The sequence below is a fragment of the Bacillus sp. FSL M8-0063 genome, from assembly GCF_038005545.1.
In the GTDB taxonomy this organism is placed as follows: Bacteria; Bacillota; Bacilli; order Bacillales; family Bacillaceae_G; genus Bacillus_A; species Bacillus_A wiedmannii.
The window spans coordinates 1,550,786-1,567,885 of the sequence record NZ_JBBOTJ010000001.1; the positions used below are offsets into that span (position 1 = coordinate 1,550,786).

Below are 17,100 nucleotides of genomic sequence, written 5' to 3' on the forward strand. Positions count from 1 at the left end.
TACAACCTGTTCACCTTTTATAAGTAATAAGGATTTTTTTGATAGGAATTTTTCATCTGATTTTTTAATTCGTTTTTACGTGTTTCAATAGTTGATACTTTTTGTAAGGTAATAAATGAAACGAATTGGAAAAAAGCATAGTACAATTCTATATTTTTATTTATAGGATCATCTATTATGTTTTTCATAAATATACCTCCTTTTTTAATCCCAATATTTGCGGGCAATAAGACTTCCATCTTAAAATTCAATGTACCGACCTGTAAAAGTTCGATAGGTTTCAGTGTAGGGTAAATAAAATTTGTATTGGTTAACATACCACTATATATATGATAATATAAATATCCTGGAAATTCCATAGTTAGTGAAAAGTAGGTAGTGAGGTGTGTGTTTTCGCCAAATTAGAACAGGATTCTTGAAGTTAAATCTTACAAATCGTCAAATCTTTTAAAAGCGATAGATAGTATCAAAAATAGTTTTCTAAAAATATTATACTATTGATAAAAAAAGTATTTTTTGTCATGATAAGAGTATGCTTCATGGAAGGAACTTTACTAGGAAATACATTCATTGCATTGGATTAGATAAATAGAGTTTTTCAAATTGGATAGAAAATGTATATTAAGATAATGAATGAAATGTCGAATTTTCAATAAAATACATAAGAGAATTGAAAAAAGCATTGCAAAAACAATAAGTTTAATGGTAAAGTTCACATGAAGTTCACACGGAATTCACTTCATTCGTTTAAAATGAACTCTGTGTGAAAAATAAAACTCTTGTTAAAAAATGGAACTTAATGAATATTTTACTTTGATAATATTGTAATGTATTAAGTTTATAAGTTTTTTTAAGAGGATAGTAGGGAAAGGAAGTAAAGACAACTTATGAAAAAAGTAATTGCAGGTTTAGCAGCAGCTTCTGTAGTGGGTGTTGCAGTTCCAGGTATGGATTCTGCTCAGGCACAAGTTTCAAATGAGGCGCTAAAAGAAATTAATGGACAAACTCAAACTCAAACGACTGTAACTGAAACAAAAAAGGTAGAAACAACTTCTGAATTAAAATACACGGTAACAGCTGATGTATTAAATGTACGTTCAGGTGCTGGTACAGGACATAACGTTATTTCTAAAGTGAAATCAGGTCAAGTACTACAAGTAATTGGACAAGAAAACGGTTGGTTCAAAGTAACTGTAAACGGTCAAACTGGTTATGTAAGTGGTGACTTCGTAACGACTGGTGGTAAAACAGGAACTACTGTTCAACAAGGAACTGGTACTTACACAGTAAACGTTTCTTCACTTAACGTACGTACAGGCCCAAGTACATCTCATACAGTATTAGGCTCTGTAAATAAAGGTAAAACAGTACAAGTTGTAGGTGAAGTACAAGATTGGTTTAAAATTAACTTCAATGGTGGAACTGGATACGTAAGCAAAGACTTCGTAACAAAAGGTGGTTCTGCTGTATCTAACGAAACAAAACAACCAACTACAAACAACAATACTACTACAGTTCAAACTGGTGGTTCTTATGTTGTTAACACTGGTGCTTTAAAAGTACGTACAGGCCCAGCTACATACAACGCTGTAATCGGTGGCGTAACAAACGGTACAGTATTAAACGTTACTGGTGCTGAAAATGGTTGGTACAAAATTAACCATAACGGCCGTACAGGTTACGTAAGCGCAGACTTCGTTAAGTTTGTAAAAGGCGGAGTAAACAACGTTACGAATAACAATAACAATAACGTTACAAATAACGTTCAACAACCAGGTAAAGACGTACAAAAACCAACAACAGGTGGAGATACATCTTCAATCGCTGGATTCGCTAGATCTTTAAATGGTTCACCATACAGAACTGCTGGTACAACACCTGCTGGTTTTGACTGCAGTGGATTCATTCACTACGTATTAAATCAAACTGGTCATAAAGGCGCTCGTCAAACAGTTGCTGGATACTGGAGCTCTAAAACAAAAACTAGCAATCCACAACCAGGTGATTTAGTATACTTCCAAAATACTTATAAATCAGGTCCTTCTCACATGGGCGTTTACTTAGGAAACGGTCAGTTCATTAGTGCAGAAACTGATGCAACTGGTGTACGAATTAGTTCTGTAAGTAACTCTTACTGGAGCAAGCACATGTTAGGTTACACAAAAGCATACTAAGAAAAAGTAGTTTTATATACTTTTCGTATAGAGAAAAGGCTTTCCAGGGAAACTTGGGAAGCCTTTTTATAGTTGAATAAATTGGGAGTGTAGTAGTTTTTACTGTAACTTCCCATTTAAAAATCGAGCGTATAGGTCATGAAAGTAGTTCGGACGAAATAAGTTTGCTGCATGTCCTGCAAGCGGTATTTCTTTATATAAAACGTTAGGAAGAATGGATTTTAAATCAAAAAGACAAGATTTATAGAGATGATCATGTTCACCCATTACCCATAGAATAGGATGGGGAAGTGATTTTAATTTAGATTTCAAATCAAATTCTAACCGGTGTCGTAATGATTGGGCAATAATTGATGAATGTAATTGCAATCCGAAACGGTAATAAATATTTCTTGAAATGACTGCGAACGGATTTGCCTTTAATATGCCACTTGGAAAAATAGTATTTGCGTATTGAGAGAGCCATTTAGAGTAATCGTCTCCTCGCTTCTCCCAAAACTTTTGAAATACGTTATATAAAAGGGAAGGGTTATTATAATGTCCACCAATATGACAAATGCTCAAAACTTTTTCTGGGTGCATTTGTGCAAAAATTGTAGAGATATAACAGCCGTAGCTTAAAGCGCAAATATGGGCCTTTTTAATGCCTTCTTTTTCGTATAAATTCAATAATTGATCTACGAGACGCTGTAATGAAAATTCGATAGCTTCTCCTTTATCGTCGCCGTGACCTAATAAGTCATAGGTAATAATGTTGTAAGAGGTGGAAAATCGTTTATGCTCTTTTTTGAAGGCACGACGATTGCCAACTAATCCATGAATAAAAATGATTGTTTCTTTTTCGGAATGTATACTTGTTTGCAAAAAGGATACTCCTTTCAATAACGGGAGATTTATATAGTATCGTAAATTGGTTATTTATAATTCACATAGAATAATATTTAGTACTAGGTAATAATATCAGATGTTTATATCTGTTGTAAAGATGCGTTTTTATGTATATTTTGTAAAAATAGAAAAAGTGTGTTTACATTCAGTTTACATTCGTATTGTATTCTATTTTTAGAAAGAACAGTTTGGTTTAACACGAGGAGATGAACAGGAATGGAAGTTAGAAATGAGATGAAGAAAAAAGGGAGCTGGAGGCAGTTTTTACGCCTTATTCAAGATACAAATCCTCCGAAAGGGATTCTTGCTTTTGCATTATTAATGAGTTTGCTTTCTACGGGAGCGAGTTTATTTATTCCGATGTTAACGAAGGGGTTAGTAGATAATTTTTCACTTTCTTCAATTAGTACAGGGCAAATTGTTGGGCTAGTTGCATTCTTTATTATGCAAACTATAGCTGCAGGATTGTCTATATATTTATTAAATTATATTGGACAGAAGATTGTAGCTGGACTGAGAGAACGTTTGTGGAAAAAGGTGCTTATTTTACCGGTAACTTATTATGATCAAAATAGAACAGGCGATACAATTAGTCGTATGACAAATGATACAGGAGTTGTGAAAACGTTAATTTCTGAGCATTTGTCAAATTTATTAACAGGCGGTATTTCAATTGTTGGATCATTAATTGTATTATTTGTTTTAGATTGGAAAATGACACTTTTACTTTTAACGGTTATTCCATTATCAGTACTCATTTTAGTTCCGCTTGGACGAAAAATGTATAAAATTTCAAAAGCACTTCAAGATGAAACAGCATCTTTTACTAGTGTATTAACACAAGTGTTATCAGAAATTCGTTTAGTGAAATCTTCGAACACAGAAAAAAAGGAATATGAAACTGGAAATAAAGGTATTGAAAAGCTATTACAATTTGGTTTGAAAGAGGGAAAAGTGCAAGCGTTAATTTCACCAGTTATGTCGTTTGTTTTAATGGCATTGCTTGTTATTATCGTAGGGTATGGTGGAATGCGAGTTTCTAGCGGTGCATTAACAACAGGAGAACTAGTAGCGTTTATTTTATATTTAGTTCAAATTATAATGCCAATGAGTCAATTATCTATGTTCTTTACACAATTTCAAAAGGCGATTGGTGCAACGGAAAGAATTAATACAATTTTAGAATATGAAGTAGAAGATCATGAAACTGGTGTGAAGGTCACAAATGCTAAGCAGCCGATCGTTCTTGAAAATGTGCATTTCGAGTATAACGAAGAAGAGCAAGTTTTAAAGAATATTGATTTCACAATTGAATCAGGAAAAGTAACAGCAATCGTAGGACCAAGTGGTAGCGGGAAAACGACGTTATTCTCACTATTAGAACGTTTTTACGAGCCAACTAGCGGTGCTATTAAATTAGGAAAAGACTCAATTACGAGTTATTCATTGCAATCATGGCGACGTCAAATTGGTTACGTTTCACAAGATAGTCCGTTAATCGATGGGACAATTCGTGATAATATTTGCTACGGTGTTGAGGGTGAAGTGACAGATGCAGAAATTGAAAAAGTAGCAGCGATGGCATATGTTGATGCATTTATTCATGATTTGCCAAACGGATACGCAACAGAAGTTGGAGAACGTGGTGTGAAGCTTTCAGGAGGGCAAAGACAACGAATTGCGATTGCTCGAGCGTTACTTCGAAATCCACAAATTCTTATGTTAGATGAAGCAACTTCAAGTCTAGATAGTAAATCAGAGTCTGTCGTTCAGAAAGCGTTAAATAACTTAATGAAAGGCAGAACAACGTTAGTTATTGCACATAGACTTTCTACTGTTGTGGATGCAGATAAAATTATCTTTATAGAAAAAGGGAATCTTACAGGAAGTGGTACACATGATGAATTATTACAGACACATGATATGTATCGTGAATTTGCAACGCAACAATTGAAAATTAAAGAGGGCGTATTATAAAATGAATCATCAGTGGGGTTTTTACTCCACTAATGATTCATTTTTAAAAGTTTTATAAAGGATGCGAATTAGAAAGGAAATGGTTTCTTTGATACCTAACATTTTAATAGTAGACGATGATCCGCATATTAGAGAACTTGTTTCTGTATTTTTAGAACGAGAAGGTTTTCAAACATATGAGGCAATTGATGGACTAGATGCACTTCAGAAAATAGACGAAGTAAAAGTTGATATGGTTATTCTTGATATTATGATGCCAAATATGGATGGATTTGATGTATGTTTTGAATTAAGGAAGTACTATGATATTCCGATTTTGATGCTAACTGCTAAAGGGGAAACGTCTCAAAAAGTAAAAGGATTTCACCTTGGCACCGATGATTATCTTGTAAAACCATTTGATCCTATAGAACTAGTAGTGAGAGTTAAGGCGTTATTGAAACGTTACCAAATTACAGTGTCGCAATCGATTCAAATTGGGAATGTACTGTTAAATCGTAAAACATTTGAAGTTACAGCCGGAGAACAAACAGTCACATTACCGCTAAAAGAATTCGAATTGCTCTTTACTTTAGGTTCTAAAGCAGGAAGAACATGTTCGAGAGAGCAGTTAATTGAAGATGTATGGGGATATGATTTTGAAGGGAATGAACGTACACTGGATGTTCATATTAATCGTCTACGTGAGAAGTTTCAAGAAGAGAAATCGAAATTTAGTATTAAAACGATAAGAGGATTAGGGTATCGCTTAGAGGTAAGTAAATGAGGAAAAGAAAACGAATGAGTAAGGTGAAGATGTTGAAAGTAACGGGAGCGGTATTAGCGCTTTTTTCTTTTCTCACTATAATTTGGTCTATCGCATTTTATGTAGCAACTAGTATATTGAATGCTTTTGAAGTAAACGTATCGTCGTTTGTTGCCTTTCTAATTAGTGATATGGTCGGTTTTATATTTATTGTTCTTATCTGGACATTGATTGGGATATTAATGAGACCAAAACGAGAGGCAATGATTTGGACTATTATTGAACCGATACAAAAAATTGCAAAAGGAGACTTCTCCGTAAAAATACGAAATGAAGAAAAGTATGATGGAGAAATTGGTGTACTCGTAAAAAGTATAAATGATATGACAGATGAACTGAATGCGATGGAGAAAATGCGCCAGGAATTTGTATCGAATGTTTCTCATGAAATACAGTCACCTTTAACTTCTATAAAAGGATTTGCTAGAGCACTACAAGATAACAATCTTTCGGAGGAAAAAAGAAAGCATTATCTTACCATTATTGAAACGGAAACGACGAGATTATCTAAACTAAGCCAAAATTTACTGAAACTAACTCTTTTAGAGTCAGAGGAGTATACACCAGAAAAAGCGACTTATCGATTAGATCAACAGTTAAAGCAAATTGTGTTAAATAGTGAACCGCTCTGGGCTGAAAAAGAAATTGAATTAGACCTTGATTTAGAAAAAGTGCATATAACTGCCGATCAAGAAAGTATGAGTCAAGTGTGGATTAATTTAATTCATAATAGTATTAAATTTACTCCAAGTCGTGGCACAATTACAATTCAGTTACAAGAACATGAGAAATTCGTAGAAATACGTATTCGTGACACTGGAATTGGTATATCTGAAGAACAGAAACAACATATTTTTGAGCGTTTTTATAAAGCGGACTCTTCACGAAATCGTACTTATGGAGGAAGTGGATTAGGTTTAGCTATCGTAAAAAAGGTACTCGACCTTCATCAAGGAAAAATAAAAGTCGAGAGTGAAGAGGGGAATGGGACAGAATTTATTGTTTGTATTCCAAATTCTGAAGAGAAATAGTGTTAGGAGGATATCTTCTAACACTATTTCTCTTTAAAAATACATTTTCCATTACTGCAACTATATTGATAAGCTTTTCCTTCGTTATTCATACGGTGTGAATAATCTGATTTTTTATCTTTCTTAAAGTCAACATATGCTTCTGCACCGTTTTTATCATTATCGATATCAATGAATTGAACATAGCGTATAGAATAATCTTTCTTTTCACTTAAACCTCTTTTTTTGCAGGTTTGTATGAATACCGTCTACTAACTCGTCAAACAATGACCAGTTTAAATTAAGACTTTCAAATGACTCAGTATGTCTTCCTAAAATGCCGTTGTCTTGTATTATTTTCTTATTCTTATCGTATGTATAAGAGTATGTAAAATAAGGTTCGTCTTTATATACGACCTCTGCATAATAGCCGATATTATAAATGAGAGTATATTTTCCGGTTATGCTTTGTATTTCTTTTTGCTTATAGCCTTTTATAGTATAGAGGTAGTCGCTAGTATCTTTTTCTATTACTTTATAATGTAATGGATTACCAAATATAAAGTACATAGCCAAAAATATGATACATAGTCCGACTGCAGTTAGTGATAAGAACCATTTTTTTCTTTTCATACACATGCACTCTCCTATGCAGGATTTATTTTTATTTTACATGAATTATGGCAAAAACATGAGACTTATCAATAAAAACTTTCCATAGTTACCTATAAGTAACCTACGCACATGAAAGTGCATCATTGCCTTTTTACATAAACACAGATACAATTTTAATATAATACATAACTGAGATGATTAAGGAGTGTTATACTTGGCAGAATTATTACAAGGTAAAAATGCTTTAATTACAGGAGCAGGTAGAGGGATTGGTCGTGCTGTAGCGATCGCATTAGCGAAAGAGGGCGTAAATGTAGGTCTTTTAGCTCGTTCAGAAGAAAACTTAAAAGCTGTAGCGAAAGAAGTAGAAGCAGAAGGCGTAAAAGCTGTTATTGCGACTGCTGATGTATCTTCATATGAAGAGGTAACGACTGCAATTGAAACGTTAAAAAATGGTTTAGGATCTATCGATATTTTAATTAATAACGCTGGTATTTCTAAATTCGGTAAGTTTTTAGAACTAGATGTTGCTGATTGGGAAAAAATCATTCAAGTAAACTTAATGGGTGTATACTATGCAACTCGTGCAGCTTTACCAAGCATGATTGAACAACAATCTGGTGATATTATTAACATTTCATCTACAGCAGGACAAAAAGGTGCACCTGTAACAAGTGCATATAGTGCTTCTAAATTTGGTGTTCTTGGCTTAACGGAATCGTTAGCGATGGAAGTTCGCAAACATAACATTCGTGTAACAGCTTTAACTCCAAGTACTGTAGCAACTGATATGGCTGTAGATTTAGGATTAACTGATGGGAATCCAGATAAAGTAATGCAAGCAGAAGATATTGCAGAGTTTATCGTAGCGCAGCTGAAATTAAATAAACGTACATTTATTAAATCAGCAGGACTTTGGTCTACTAATCCGTAAGGGATAAATGTATAAACAAAAGAAGGGATATTTATTCTGTAATGGAGTAGATGTCCCTTCTTTATTTTTGTTTATGAGACGGAATTTTCGGTATAATCAAATGTGAATAGTAGAAAAGTATTGAAAGGGATGGTATTTACATGAGTACGATTGAGAAATGGACGGCTGTTGATCAATATGTGAGTGATGTATTAATACCGAAAGATTCTACATTAGAAGAAGTACTTCAAGCAAACGCTGCAGCTAATTTACCAGCACATGATGTATCGCCAACGCAAGGGAAGTTTTTGCAACTATTAGTACAAATTCAAGGAGCTCGAAACATTTTGGAAATTGGTACTCTAGGTGGATATAGCACGATATGGCTTGCAAGGGGATTGCCACCTGGAGGCAGAGTTGTTACATTGGAGGCAAGTGAAAAGCATGCTGAAATTGCACGTAGCAATATTGAGCGTGCAAATTTGAATGATATAATTGAAGTGCGAGCAGGATTAGCTTTAGATTCTTTACAGCAAATCGAAAATGAGAATTATAAACCTTTTGATTTTATTTTCATAGACGCTGATAAACAAAATAACCCTACCTATTTTGAATGGGCACTGAAACTATCACGCCCTGGTACTATAATTATTGGTGATAACGTAGTACGTGAAGGAGAAGTTATTGACAATACGAGTAACGATCCTCGCATACAAGGGATACGTCGCTTCTATGAATTAATAGCTGCAGAGCCACGTGTAAGTGCTACTGCGCTTCAAACTGTCGGAAGTAAAGGATACGATGGGTTTGTAATGGCAGTCGTAAAAGAGTGACACGGTTCGAAAGTCTATTACACTTATAGTAGAGTTTAGGGGAGTGAGAGATAATGAATGAAGCAGCGCAACAATACTGGACGGAGTATTGGAAAGATGCTGAGATACCAAAATCGGTGAGTGCATGGAAATTTGGTGATACCCCAAATCGTCTTGCTAAGCAAGTAGTTGACGGAACGAAAACCGCAACTTGTTCTGCATATCTCTTCTATGAATTAAAGAATATACCGTTACCAACTACAGAGGACTACTCTGTTATTTTGGATCACGATGAAAATCCGGTAGCAATTGTAAAGACGATTGAAGTAACAATAGTACCTATGAATGAAATTACAGAAGAATTTGCAATTGCTGAAGGGGATGAAAGCTATAAAAATTGGAAGGAGATCCATGAAAGATATTTCAGAAGTAAATTGAATGAAGTGGGTCATGATTTTTCTGATGATATATTGCTTGTATGTGAACGATTTAGAAGAATAGATATAAAAAAATAGGAGGAGAGAAAATGAAAAAGATGTTTCAAAAATTATAACATGTATCGTGTACAACACAGCTAGCTCGTGGACCTCCAATATACTTGGAAATATAAGCTTATATAAAAATTGGAGGTTAGGAATAGATGAGAACTGAAAAAGACATGCTAGACTTAATTATTAATACAGCAAAAGAGGATGAAAGAATTCGAGCTGTCATCATGAATGGATCACGTGTAAATCCAAATGTGAAAAAAGATTGTTTTCAAGACTATGATATTATGTATGTTGTAAATGATATACAATCTTTTACGTCTAATCATAATTGGATACGTAGATTTGGAGAAATAATGATTGTACAAATGCCAGAAGAAATGTCATTAGTTCCAGCGGACGAAGACGGGAAATTTCCGTATTTAATGCAGTTTATGGATGGAAATCGAATTGATTTAACGCTCGTTCCATTTGATTTGATAAATAAGTTTGTTGGACAAGATAGTTTAAGTGAACTGCTTCTGGATAAAGATGATTGTATTGATGAATTTCCACCAGCAAGCGATAAAGACTACTTAATAAAAAAGCCTACAGAAAAAGAGTTTTTAGATTGCTGTAATGAATTTTGGTGGTGTAGTACGAATGTGGCAAAAGGACTATGGAGAGAAGAACTTTCTTATGCGAAAGGAATACTTGATGGCCCGGTGCGGGATATGTTTATCGTAATGTTAGAATGGCATATTGGTATGAAAACAGACTTTACAGTTAATGTAGGGAAGTTTGGAAAGATTTTCGAGCAATATATTGAAAAAGATATGTGGGAGCAATTTAAACGGACCTATTCGGATGCTGAATATGAAAACATATGGGAGTCATTTTTTGTAATGGGCGATTTATTTAGAAAAGTTGCGAACGAAATTGCTAACACATATGGGTATCAATACCCGCAAGGTGATGATGACAGAGTGACAGGCTATTTAAAACATGTGAAAGCTTTGCCGAAAGATAGTGCATCGATTTATTAATTGTATAAAGCAGTAAGACTGTCCTAATTATGGACAGTCTTATTTTTGTTCATGAATAATAATTTCTCTAACAAAGTGCAGATGAATCACATATGAAATTTTAGGGAGGTTTTTATCATGTATTATTTTTATTCGTCAGAAATGTTTGCCCCATATCAATGGGGACTAGAACGAGATGTTTCGTACGCCTATATGCCATATCACTCATTTTATTATGGAGACTATATAAGCTCATTGCCATACGCATATATCCCTCAAAACTATACAGTACAAATGAAAGTATATGAGCGTGGATCGTGGACACCATTTTCTTGGGTCGAAAAATATGCGTATGCATTTTCAGGGTCGTACAATAAAGCGGAAGTCGCTCTTACATTTGATGATGGACCAGATTTAGAATTTACGCCGAAAATTTTAGATAAGTTAAAACAACATAATGTGAAGGCGACTTTCTTCTTGCTTGGTGAAAACGCAGAAAAGTATCCGAATGTAGTAAAACGTATTGCAAATGAAGGGCATGTAATTGGTAATCATACGTACAGCCATCCAAATTTAGCGAAAGTAAATGAGGCGGAGTATCGTAATCAAATTATAAAAACAGAAGAAATATTAAATCGTTTAGCTGGTTATGCACCGAAATTTATTCGTCCGCCATACGGTGAAATACTTGAAAATCAATTGAAGTGGGCAACAGAGCAAAATTTTATGATTGTACAATGGAGTGTTGATACGGTTGATTGGAAAGGAGTAAGCGCTGATACGATTACAAATAATGTGTTAGGGAATTCATTTCCAGGTAGTGTCATACTTCAGCATTCAACTCCAGGCGGGCATTTACAAGGATCTGTAGAGGCGCTAGACAAAATTATTCCGCAGTTAAAAACGAAAGGGGCACGCTTTGTAACGCTGCCAAGTATGTTCCAGACATCGAAAGAGAGAAAATAAAATGGATTTTAAATCACTCGGATTGTGTCTGTTATCTACTGATTATTAGCCCACTCGTACGGGCGCCCGACTTCAAACTCACTCATTGCATTTACAGAAATTTGAGGTGGGATTCTTATTGCACGCAAATAGCAGGATAAAGAATAGGAGTCCCAAGTACTTTAAAATGGGAGTCCTATTTTATTTATAAACTATTATTTTTTAGTAATTCTTTTCCTTGTTCTACAACGAATTCATAGTATGCAAGATCATACGGATAAATATCTTCAAATGTTATCGTTATCGGTGTATTGCTTAAAACAGAAATAGCCGTAAAAGATGAAATCTCTCTTTTTAATAGTTGTAGAAAAGGAGTTGCATGTATTTTCATCACATCGTCTACTTCTTCACCTGGTGCAAATGGAAGTGTATTGATGACATTATGAAAATACATATGACAAAATTCACGATCAGTAAGATTTGAAATTTCATAATCTATTTTAAAGATTCCTTTGTATGCTAAATCGGTAGTTTGAAAGAAAAGCCCTAGTTCTTCTTCAATTTCACGAAGACCGCCAATTTGTACATCTTCATTATGCATAATATGTCCAGCTGAAGTAATATCCCATATACCCGGAGCTTCTTTTTTATTTTTAGAGCGTAATTGGAAATATAAAAACATATCTTCAGCATCTTTTTCTACAAACCAACAATGAAATGTTTCGTGCCAATCACCGTCGCGATGCACTTCATCACGTAATTTCTTCCCAAGTATATTATTTTCAGTATCAAATATTGTTAACCACTCTGTCATTTAAATTCCCCTTTCTGCCAATTATATTATACAATATTTGTATTGAATTTTGGGAAAATAAAGAAAAAGGGGTGGGTATAAGTGGGGATAGAGAATAAGGAAATAAAATCGATTATTTCAACAGAGGAAGAGTTACGAAAAATATTGGGGCGACCAAGTGAGCGAGCTTTGAAAAAAGTTATTTCATCATTAGACCATCATTGCATAGATTTTCTGTCTAAATCTCCTTTTCTAGTATTATCTACTGCAAATAAATTAGGAGAGTGTGATGCTTCGCCGAGAGGAGACGCACCTGGATTTGTATACGTATTAAATAATAATAAAATTATCATTCCAGAAAGACCAGGCAACCGTCGTATAGACTCCATTTTGAATATTATTTCAAATCCGCACGTAGGGTTACTCTTTTTGATCCCTGGTCTTGGGGAGACACTCCGAATAAACGGCCGAGCATTCATTACAAACGATGAAGAAATTTTGCAAGAAATGCAGGCAAATGGACGCAATCCGTTACTTGGAATTGTTGTTGAAATAGAGGAATGCTATATTCATTGCGCAAAAGCTTTTATTCGTTCTAAGATGTGGGATTCAGAGTCATGGCTAAATAAAAAAGAGTTACCTTTAGCAGCAAAAATGTTGTTGGAGCATGCGAAAGTGAATGCTTCAGAAGAAGATATTGCACGTTCTTTAGAAGAAAGTTATACGAAAAGATTGTATTGAAAAAAACTTTAGTAATATATTTTTAAAGGCGGATTTCTAATCGTTTTGGAATGGAATATTTATATATGAACTGTTGATTTACAAACTGGAGAAATAACGAAATAGGTAAATCGAGAGGTAGTTGCATAATGTTATTGTGAAATATAATAAAATAGTATCTTGAAAATAGTTAGTAAAAATAGGCTTGCTTTTTAAAAAGTTGATAACTATAATAAGTTAACAAATAGACATGAACGAAAAGTAACGATAAGGACATGAAATCATTTTTACGGTTTACAGAGAGGGAAGTCAAGGGTGTGAGCTTCCTAACACGAGAAATGATTTTACCACCTTTGAACTTCAATAGTGAACGAGTAATCTAGTAATTATTGACGGAATCAGCCGTTATCTGAACTTGAGCAATCTAGAAGGAAATAAGTCTGGATTGGAACAAGGGTGGAACCACGAAAACACATTCGTCCCTTTCCTAGGGATGAGTGTGTTTTTTTATTACTTTGAAAGGAGGTGCTGTAACATGAAACGATTTGTACGTACGGAAATAACCACCACCTGCATGATTAAAAAACAGAGCAAGGTGATTGATAGAGATAAAAAATAAAATTGTAGGAGGAGATTAGAAGATGAATAACGTTATTAATATTGGAGTGTTAGGCTTAGGTACGGTCGGAAGTGGTGTTGTCCATATTTTGAAAGAACATTATAAAAAAATTGCACTTGATACAGGGTATGAAGTGAAGGTAAAGACAGTCGTTGTACGTGACTTAGAAAAAGAACGTGATGTTTGCATTGATGGGATCGTAGTAACAAGTCATGTTGATGAAGTTCTAAATGATTCAAATATTGATATTGTAGTAGAGGTAATGGGCGGAATTGAAGAAGCAAAGCAACATATTGTTAAGGCTTTACGAAATAAGAAACATGTCGTGACAGCAAATAAAGATTTAATGGCTGTATACGGTGCAGAACTTCTTCAATTAGCGAACGAAAATGATTGTGATCTATGTTATGAAGCAAGTGTAGCGGGCGGTATTCCGGTGTTAAGAGGATTAACAGACGGATTAGCTTCAGATCAAATTGAAAAAATAATGGGAATTGTAAATGGAACAACAAATTACATGTTAACAAAGATGAGTCAAAAGGGATGGTCGTATGAAGAGGCTTTACAGGAAGCGCAAAAATTAGGTTTCGCAGAATCGGATCCAACAGCGGATGTAGATGGGTTAGATGCGGCGAGAAAGGTAGCCATTCTTGCAAACTTAGGTTTTTCGATGAATGTTTCTTTAGATGATGTGCAAGTAAGAGGGATTCGAAAGGTCGAAAAAGAAGATTTACAAATGGCTGAAAAGTTAGGATTTACTATGAAATTAATTGGTAAAGCAGAGAAACAAGGGTCAGCCATTCATTTAAGTGTAGAACCGACTCTTTTACCAAGTCATCATCCATTATCGAATGTAAATAATGAATTTAATGCAGTATATGTTCACGGTCAAGCAGTAGGAGAAGTAATGTTTTACGGGCCTGGAGCTGGGAAGTTACCAACTGGTTCTGCTGTAGTAAGTGATATTATTTCAATCGTTAAAAATATGAATCAAGTTCCGAAAAGTAAAAGTGCGTTAAAAGAACCAGAGCCATATGAGTTACAAGGGGATGAAGAAGTCGTTTCGAAATATTTCTTACGTATTTCATTACGAGATGAACCTGGGATGTTGCAAAAAATAACAGAATGTTTCGTTAATTATTCTGTAAGTTTAAAAGAAGTGATTCAATTACCTTTAAATCGCGAACTTGCAGAAGTCGTTGTTGTGACACATCAAACTTCAAAGTATCAATTTCAACGAGTACTAGGAGCGATAGAAGATGTCGCAAGTGAAATAAACAGTTATTACATTATTGAGGAGGAAAAACAATATGTATAAAGGATTATTAAAACAGTATGCTTCTTATTTACCGGTGAATGAAAATACACCTGATGTTAGCTTAATGGAAGGAAATACACCTCTTATTCCGCTATTAAATATATCAAAACAATTAGGGATTCAGTTATACGGTAAGTACGAAGGAGCGAATCCGACAGGTTCTTTTAAAGATCGTGGTATGGTAATGGCAGTCGCGAAGGCGAAAGAAGAGGGTTCAGAGGCAATCATTTGTGCATCAACAGGTAATACATCAGCATCGGCCGCAGCATACGCGGCACGCCTTGGAATGAAATGTATAATCGTAATCCCGGAAGGAAAGATTGCACATGGAAAATTAGCGCAAGCAGTCGCTTACGGAGCTGAAATCATTTCAATAGAAGGAAATTTTGATGATGCACTTAAGGCTGTAAGAAATATTGCTGCGGAAGAGCCGATTACATTAGTAAACTCAGTGAATCCTTATCGAATTGAAGGGCAAAAGACAGCAGCATTTGAAATTTGTGACCAGTTGCAAAGTGCACCAGATGTTTTAGCGATTCCTGTTGGGAATGCTGGGAATATTACAGCGTACTGGAAAGGTTTCTGTGAATATGAGAAAGAAAAAGGCTATAAGAAGCCAAGAATTCACGGATTTGAAGCGGAGGGAGCAGCTGCTATTGTAAAAGGACATGTCATTGAAGAACCTGAAACAATTGCAACAGCGATTCGTATCGGTAACCCCGCAAGTTGGTCATATGCAGTAGAGGCTGCTGAACAGTCTCACGGTGAAATAGATATGGTATCAGATGAAGAAATTTTACATGCGTATAGATTATTAGCAAAAACGGAAGGGGTTTTCGCTGAGCCGGGATCAAATGCTTCATTAGCAGGTGTAATTAAACATGTTCAATCTGGAAAAATCAAAAAAGGAGAGACAGTTGTTGCAATTTTAACTGGAAACGGCTTGAAAGATCCTGATATCGCAATTTCTTCTAATACATTAGACATTGCAAGTGTTTCAAATAATATAGAACAAATTAAAGAGCATATTAAAGGGGTGATTATGTCGTGATACCATTAAGTATTCGTGTTCCTGCTAGTACAGCGAATGTTGGACCAGGATTTGATTCAGTAGGAATAGCTTTGTCATTATATTTAGATGTGGTGGTAAAAGAAAAAGCTGATAGATGGCAAGTAATCCATTCCTTTGAAGAATCAATTCCGACAGACGATAAAAATTTAATCGTTAGCACGGCATGTAAAGTATGTCCTTCTTTATCACCTCAAATAATAGAAGTTACTGGTAATATCCCGCTTACAAGAGGTCTAGGAAGTAGTGCATCAGCAATTGTAGCAGGGATAGAGCTTGCGAATCAACTTGGTAATTTGAACTTAACGACTGATCAAAAAGTTCAAATTGCAACAAATTTTGAAGGGCATCCAGATAATGTTGCGGCTTCTATATTAGGAGGAACTGTAATCGGAGCACTTGATGGAAAGAATGTTTCGGTTGTAAGAATTGAAAGTAAGGAATTAGGTGTAATTTCTCTTATTCCAAATGAAGAGTTAAATACAGAGGAAAGCCGATCTGTATTACCAGATGTGTTTCCTTTTCATGAAGCAGTTAAGGCTAGTGCAATCAGCAACGTATTAGTAGCTGCGTTTTGTCAAAAGAAGTGGGAAGTTGTAGGGGAAATGATGGAAAGAGATCATTTTCACGAGCCGTATCGTTTAGAACTCGTACCGCTATTACCCTCAATTCGTAAATGTGCAAAAGAGTTTGGCGCATACGGCACAGCGCTTAGTGGTGCAGGTCCATCTATTTTTATATTAACGCCATATGATAAACGTCAAGAAATTGCTGAACAGTTAGCGAGAGTATTTACGTCTATGAAAGTGTGTGAGCTAGAAATCGATCATAGAGGAATTACTGTAAATAAAGAAGAACATATAGAACTATAAAAAAGCTAGCATTGCTAGCTTTTTTTGTTGTAAATATCTTTTCAGTTGGCATATATAAGAAAAGTAATAATGTATAAT

The 17,100-nt window shown here is 34.8% G+C and carries 16 protein-coding genes, 1 pseudogene and 1 other annotated feature; of the genes and pseudogenes, 13 read left to right on the plus strand and 4 right to left on the minus strand.

Annotated features, from left to right (window positions below; all coding sequences use genetic code 11):
* Nucleotides 1-17: 17 nt before the first annotated feature.
* Nucleotides 18-188 (minus strand): DNA mismatch repair protein MutT, encoded by a 171-nt coding sequence (locus MKX31_RS07815; protein WP_141537796.1) that lies wholly within the window; start codon nt 186-188, stop codon nt 18-20.
* 699 nt (nt 189-887) lie between these two features.
* Between MKX31_RS07815 and entFM the strand changes: the two genes are divergently transcribed.
* Complete coding sequence (gene entFM / locus MKX31_RS07820; RefSeq protein ID WP_000755538.1) at nt 888-2,174, plus strand: enterotoxin EntFM; 1,287 nt, start codon at nt 888-890, stop codon at nt 2,172-2,174.
* A gap of 99 nt (nt 2,175-2,273) precedes the next feature.
* On the opposite strand, the gene MKX31_RS07825 is transcribed toward entFM, so the two are convergent.
* The gene (locus MKX31_RS07825) at nt 2,274-3,038 is read right to left on the minus strand and encodes an alpha/beta fold hydrolase (protein ID WP_064476347.1); all 765 of its coding nucleotides are present in this window, start codon (nt 3,036-3,038) and stop codon (nt 2,274-2,276) included.
* Nucleotides 3,039-3,278: 240 nt separating this feature from the next.
* Here MKX31_RS07825 and MKX31_RS07830 point away from each other — a divergent pair, with 240 nt between their 5' ends.
* The 3 genes from MKX31_RS07830 (at nt 3,279) to hitS (ending at nt 6,875) form a co-directional block, all read left to right on the plus strand.
* Nucleotides 3,279-5,039, plus strand: coding sequence for an ABC transporter ATP-binding protein (locus MKX31_RS07830; protein WP_064476346.1), 1,761 nt, complete (start codon nt 3,279-3,281; stop codon nt 5,037-5,039).
* An 88-nt stretch (nt 5,040-5,127) separates the two neighbouring features.
* On the plus strand, nt 5,128-5,805 hold the full coding sequence (gene hitR / locus MKX31_RS07835) for an envelope stress response regulator transcription factor HitR (RefSeq protein ID WP_064476345.1): 678 nt from the start codon (nt 5,128-5,130) through the stop codon (nt 5,803-5,805).
* The gene (gene hitS / locus MKX31_RS07840) at nt 5,802-6,875 is read left to right on the plus strand and encodes an envelope stress sensor histidine kinase HitS (protein WP_064476344.1); all 1,074 of its coding nucleotides are present in this window, start codon (nt 5,802-5,804) and stop codon (nt 6,873-6,875) included. Before hitR ends, hitS begins: the two co-directional genes overlap by 4 nt.
* Nucleotides 6,876-6,898: 23 nt before the next feature.
* On the opposite strand, the pseudogene MKX31_RS07845 reads toward hitS, so the two are convergent.
* A pseudogene (locus tag MKX31_RS07845) lies at nt 6,899-7,487 on the minus strand (DUF3139 domain-containing protein).
* A 196-nt stretch (nt 7,488-7,683) separates the two neighbouring features.
* On the opposite strand from MKX31_RS07845, the gene MKX31_RS07850 reads away from it, so the two are divergent.
* The 5 genes from MKX31_RS07850 (at nt 7,684) to MKX31_RS07870 (ending at nt 11,652) form a co-directional block, all read left to right on the plus strand.
* Nucleotides 7,684-8,403 carry a 3-ketoacyl-ACP reductase gene (locus tag MKX31_RS07850; protein WP_000818985.1) on the plus strand — a complete coding sequence of 240 codons (720 nt, stop codon included), beginning with the start codon at nt 7,684-7,686 and terminating at the stop codon, nt 8,401-8,403.
* A 140-nt stretch (nt 8,404-8,543) separates the two neighbouring features.
* Nucleotides 8,544-9,215, plus strand: coding sequence for an O-methyltransferase (locus MKX31_RS07855; RefSeq protein ID WP_064476343.1), 672 nt, complete (start codon nt 8,544-8,546; stop codon nt 9,213-9,215).
* A 53-nt stretch (nt 9,216-9,268) separates the two neighbouring features.
* On the plus strand, nt 9,269-9,709 hold the full coding sequence (locus tag MKX31_RS07860; RefSeq protein WP_064476342.1) for an ASCH domain-containing protein: 441 nt from the start codon (nt 9,269-9,271) through the stop codon (nt 9,707-9,709).
* A 125-nt stretch (nt 9,710-9,834) separates the two neighbouring features.
* Nucleotides 9,835-10,707: an aminoglycoside 6-adenylyltransferase gene (locus tag MKX31_RS07865; RefSeq protein WP_340980504.1), complete on the plus strand. Its 873-nt coding sequence runs from the start codon at nt 9,835-9,837 to the stop codon at nt 10,705-10,707.
* Between the two features lie 117 nt (nt 10,708-10,824).
* The gene (locus tag MKX31_RS07870) at nt 10,825-11,652 is read left to right on the plus strand and encodes a peptidoglycan-N-acetylglucosamine deacetylase (RefSeq protein ID WP_064476340.1); all 828 of its coding nucleotides are present in this window, start codon (nt 10,825-10,827) and stop codon (nt 11,650-11,652) included.
* Between the two features lie 184 nt (nt 11,653-11,836).
* Here MKX31_RS07870 and MKX31_RS07875 read toward each other — a convergent pair whose 3' ends face one another.
* On the minus strand, nt 11,837-12,445 hold the full coding sequence (locus MKX31_RS07875; RefSeq protein WP_064476339.1) for an NUDIX hydrolase: 609 nt from the start codon (nt 12,443-12,445) through the stop codon (nt 11,837-11,839).
* Nucleotides 12,446-12,526: 81 nt separating this feature from the next.
* Between MKX31_RS07875 and MKX31_RS07880 the strand changes: the two genes are divergently transcribed.
* The 4 genes from MKX31_RS07880 to thrB all read left to right on the plus strand — a co-directional run bounded on the left by MKX31_RS07880 (nt 12,527) and on the right by thrB (nt 17,022).
* Nucleotides 12,527-13,165, plus strand: coding sequence for a pyridoxamine 5'-phosphate oxidase family protein (locus MKX31_RS07880; protein WP_064476338.1), 639 nt, complete (start codon nt 12,527-12,529; stop codon nt 13,163-13,165).
* 234 nt (nt 13,166-13,399) lie between these two features.
* Nucleotides 13,400-13,631 (plus strand) — a binding site (T-box leader).
* 154 nt (nt 13,632-13,785) lie between these two features.
* Nucleotides 13,786-15,081 (plus strand): homoserine dehydrogenase, encoded by a 1,296-nt coding sequence (locus tag MKX31_RS07885; RefSeq protein WP_064474237.1) that lies wholly within the window; start codon nt 13,786-13,788, stop codon nt 15,079-15,081.
* Nucleotides 15,074-16,132, plus strand: a complete 1,059-nt coding sequence (thrC, locus tag MKX31_RS07890; RefSeq protein ID WP_098096288.1) for a threonine synthase — start codon at nt 15,074-15,076, stop codon at nt 16,130-16,132. The genes MKX31_RS07885 and thrC overlap by 8 nt, the downstream gene beginning before the upstream one ends.
* A complete protein-coding gene (thrB, locus tag MKX31_RS07895; protein ID WP_048559639.1) occupies nt 16,129-17,022 on the plus strand; it encodes a homoserine kinase in 894 nt (297 codons plus the stop codon). The genes thrC and thrB overlap by 4 nt, the downstream gene beginning before the upstream one ends.
* Nucleotides 17,023-17,100: the final 78 nt, after the last annotated feature.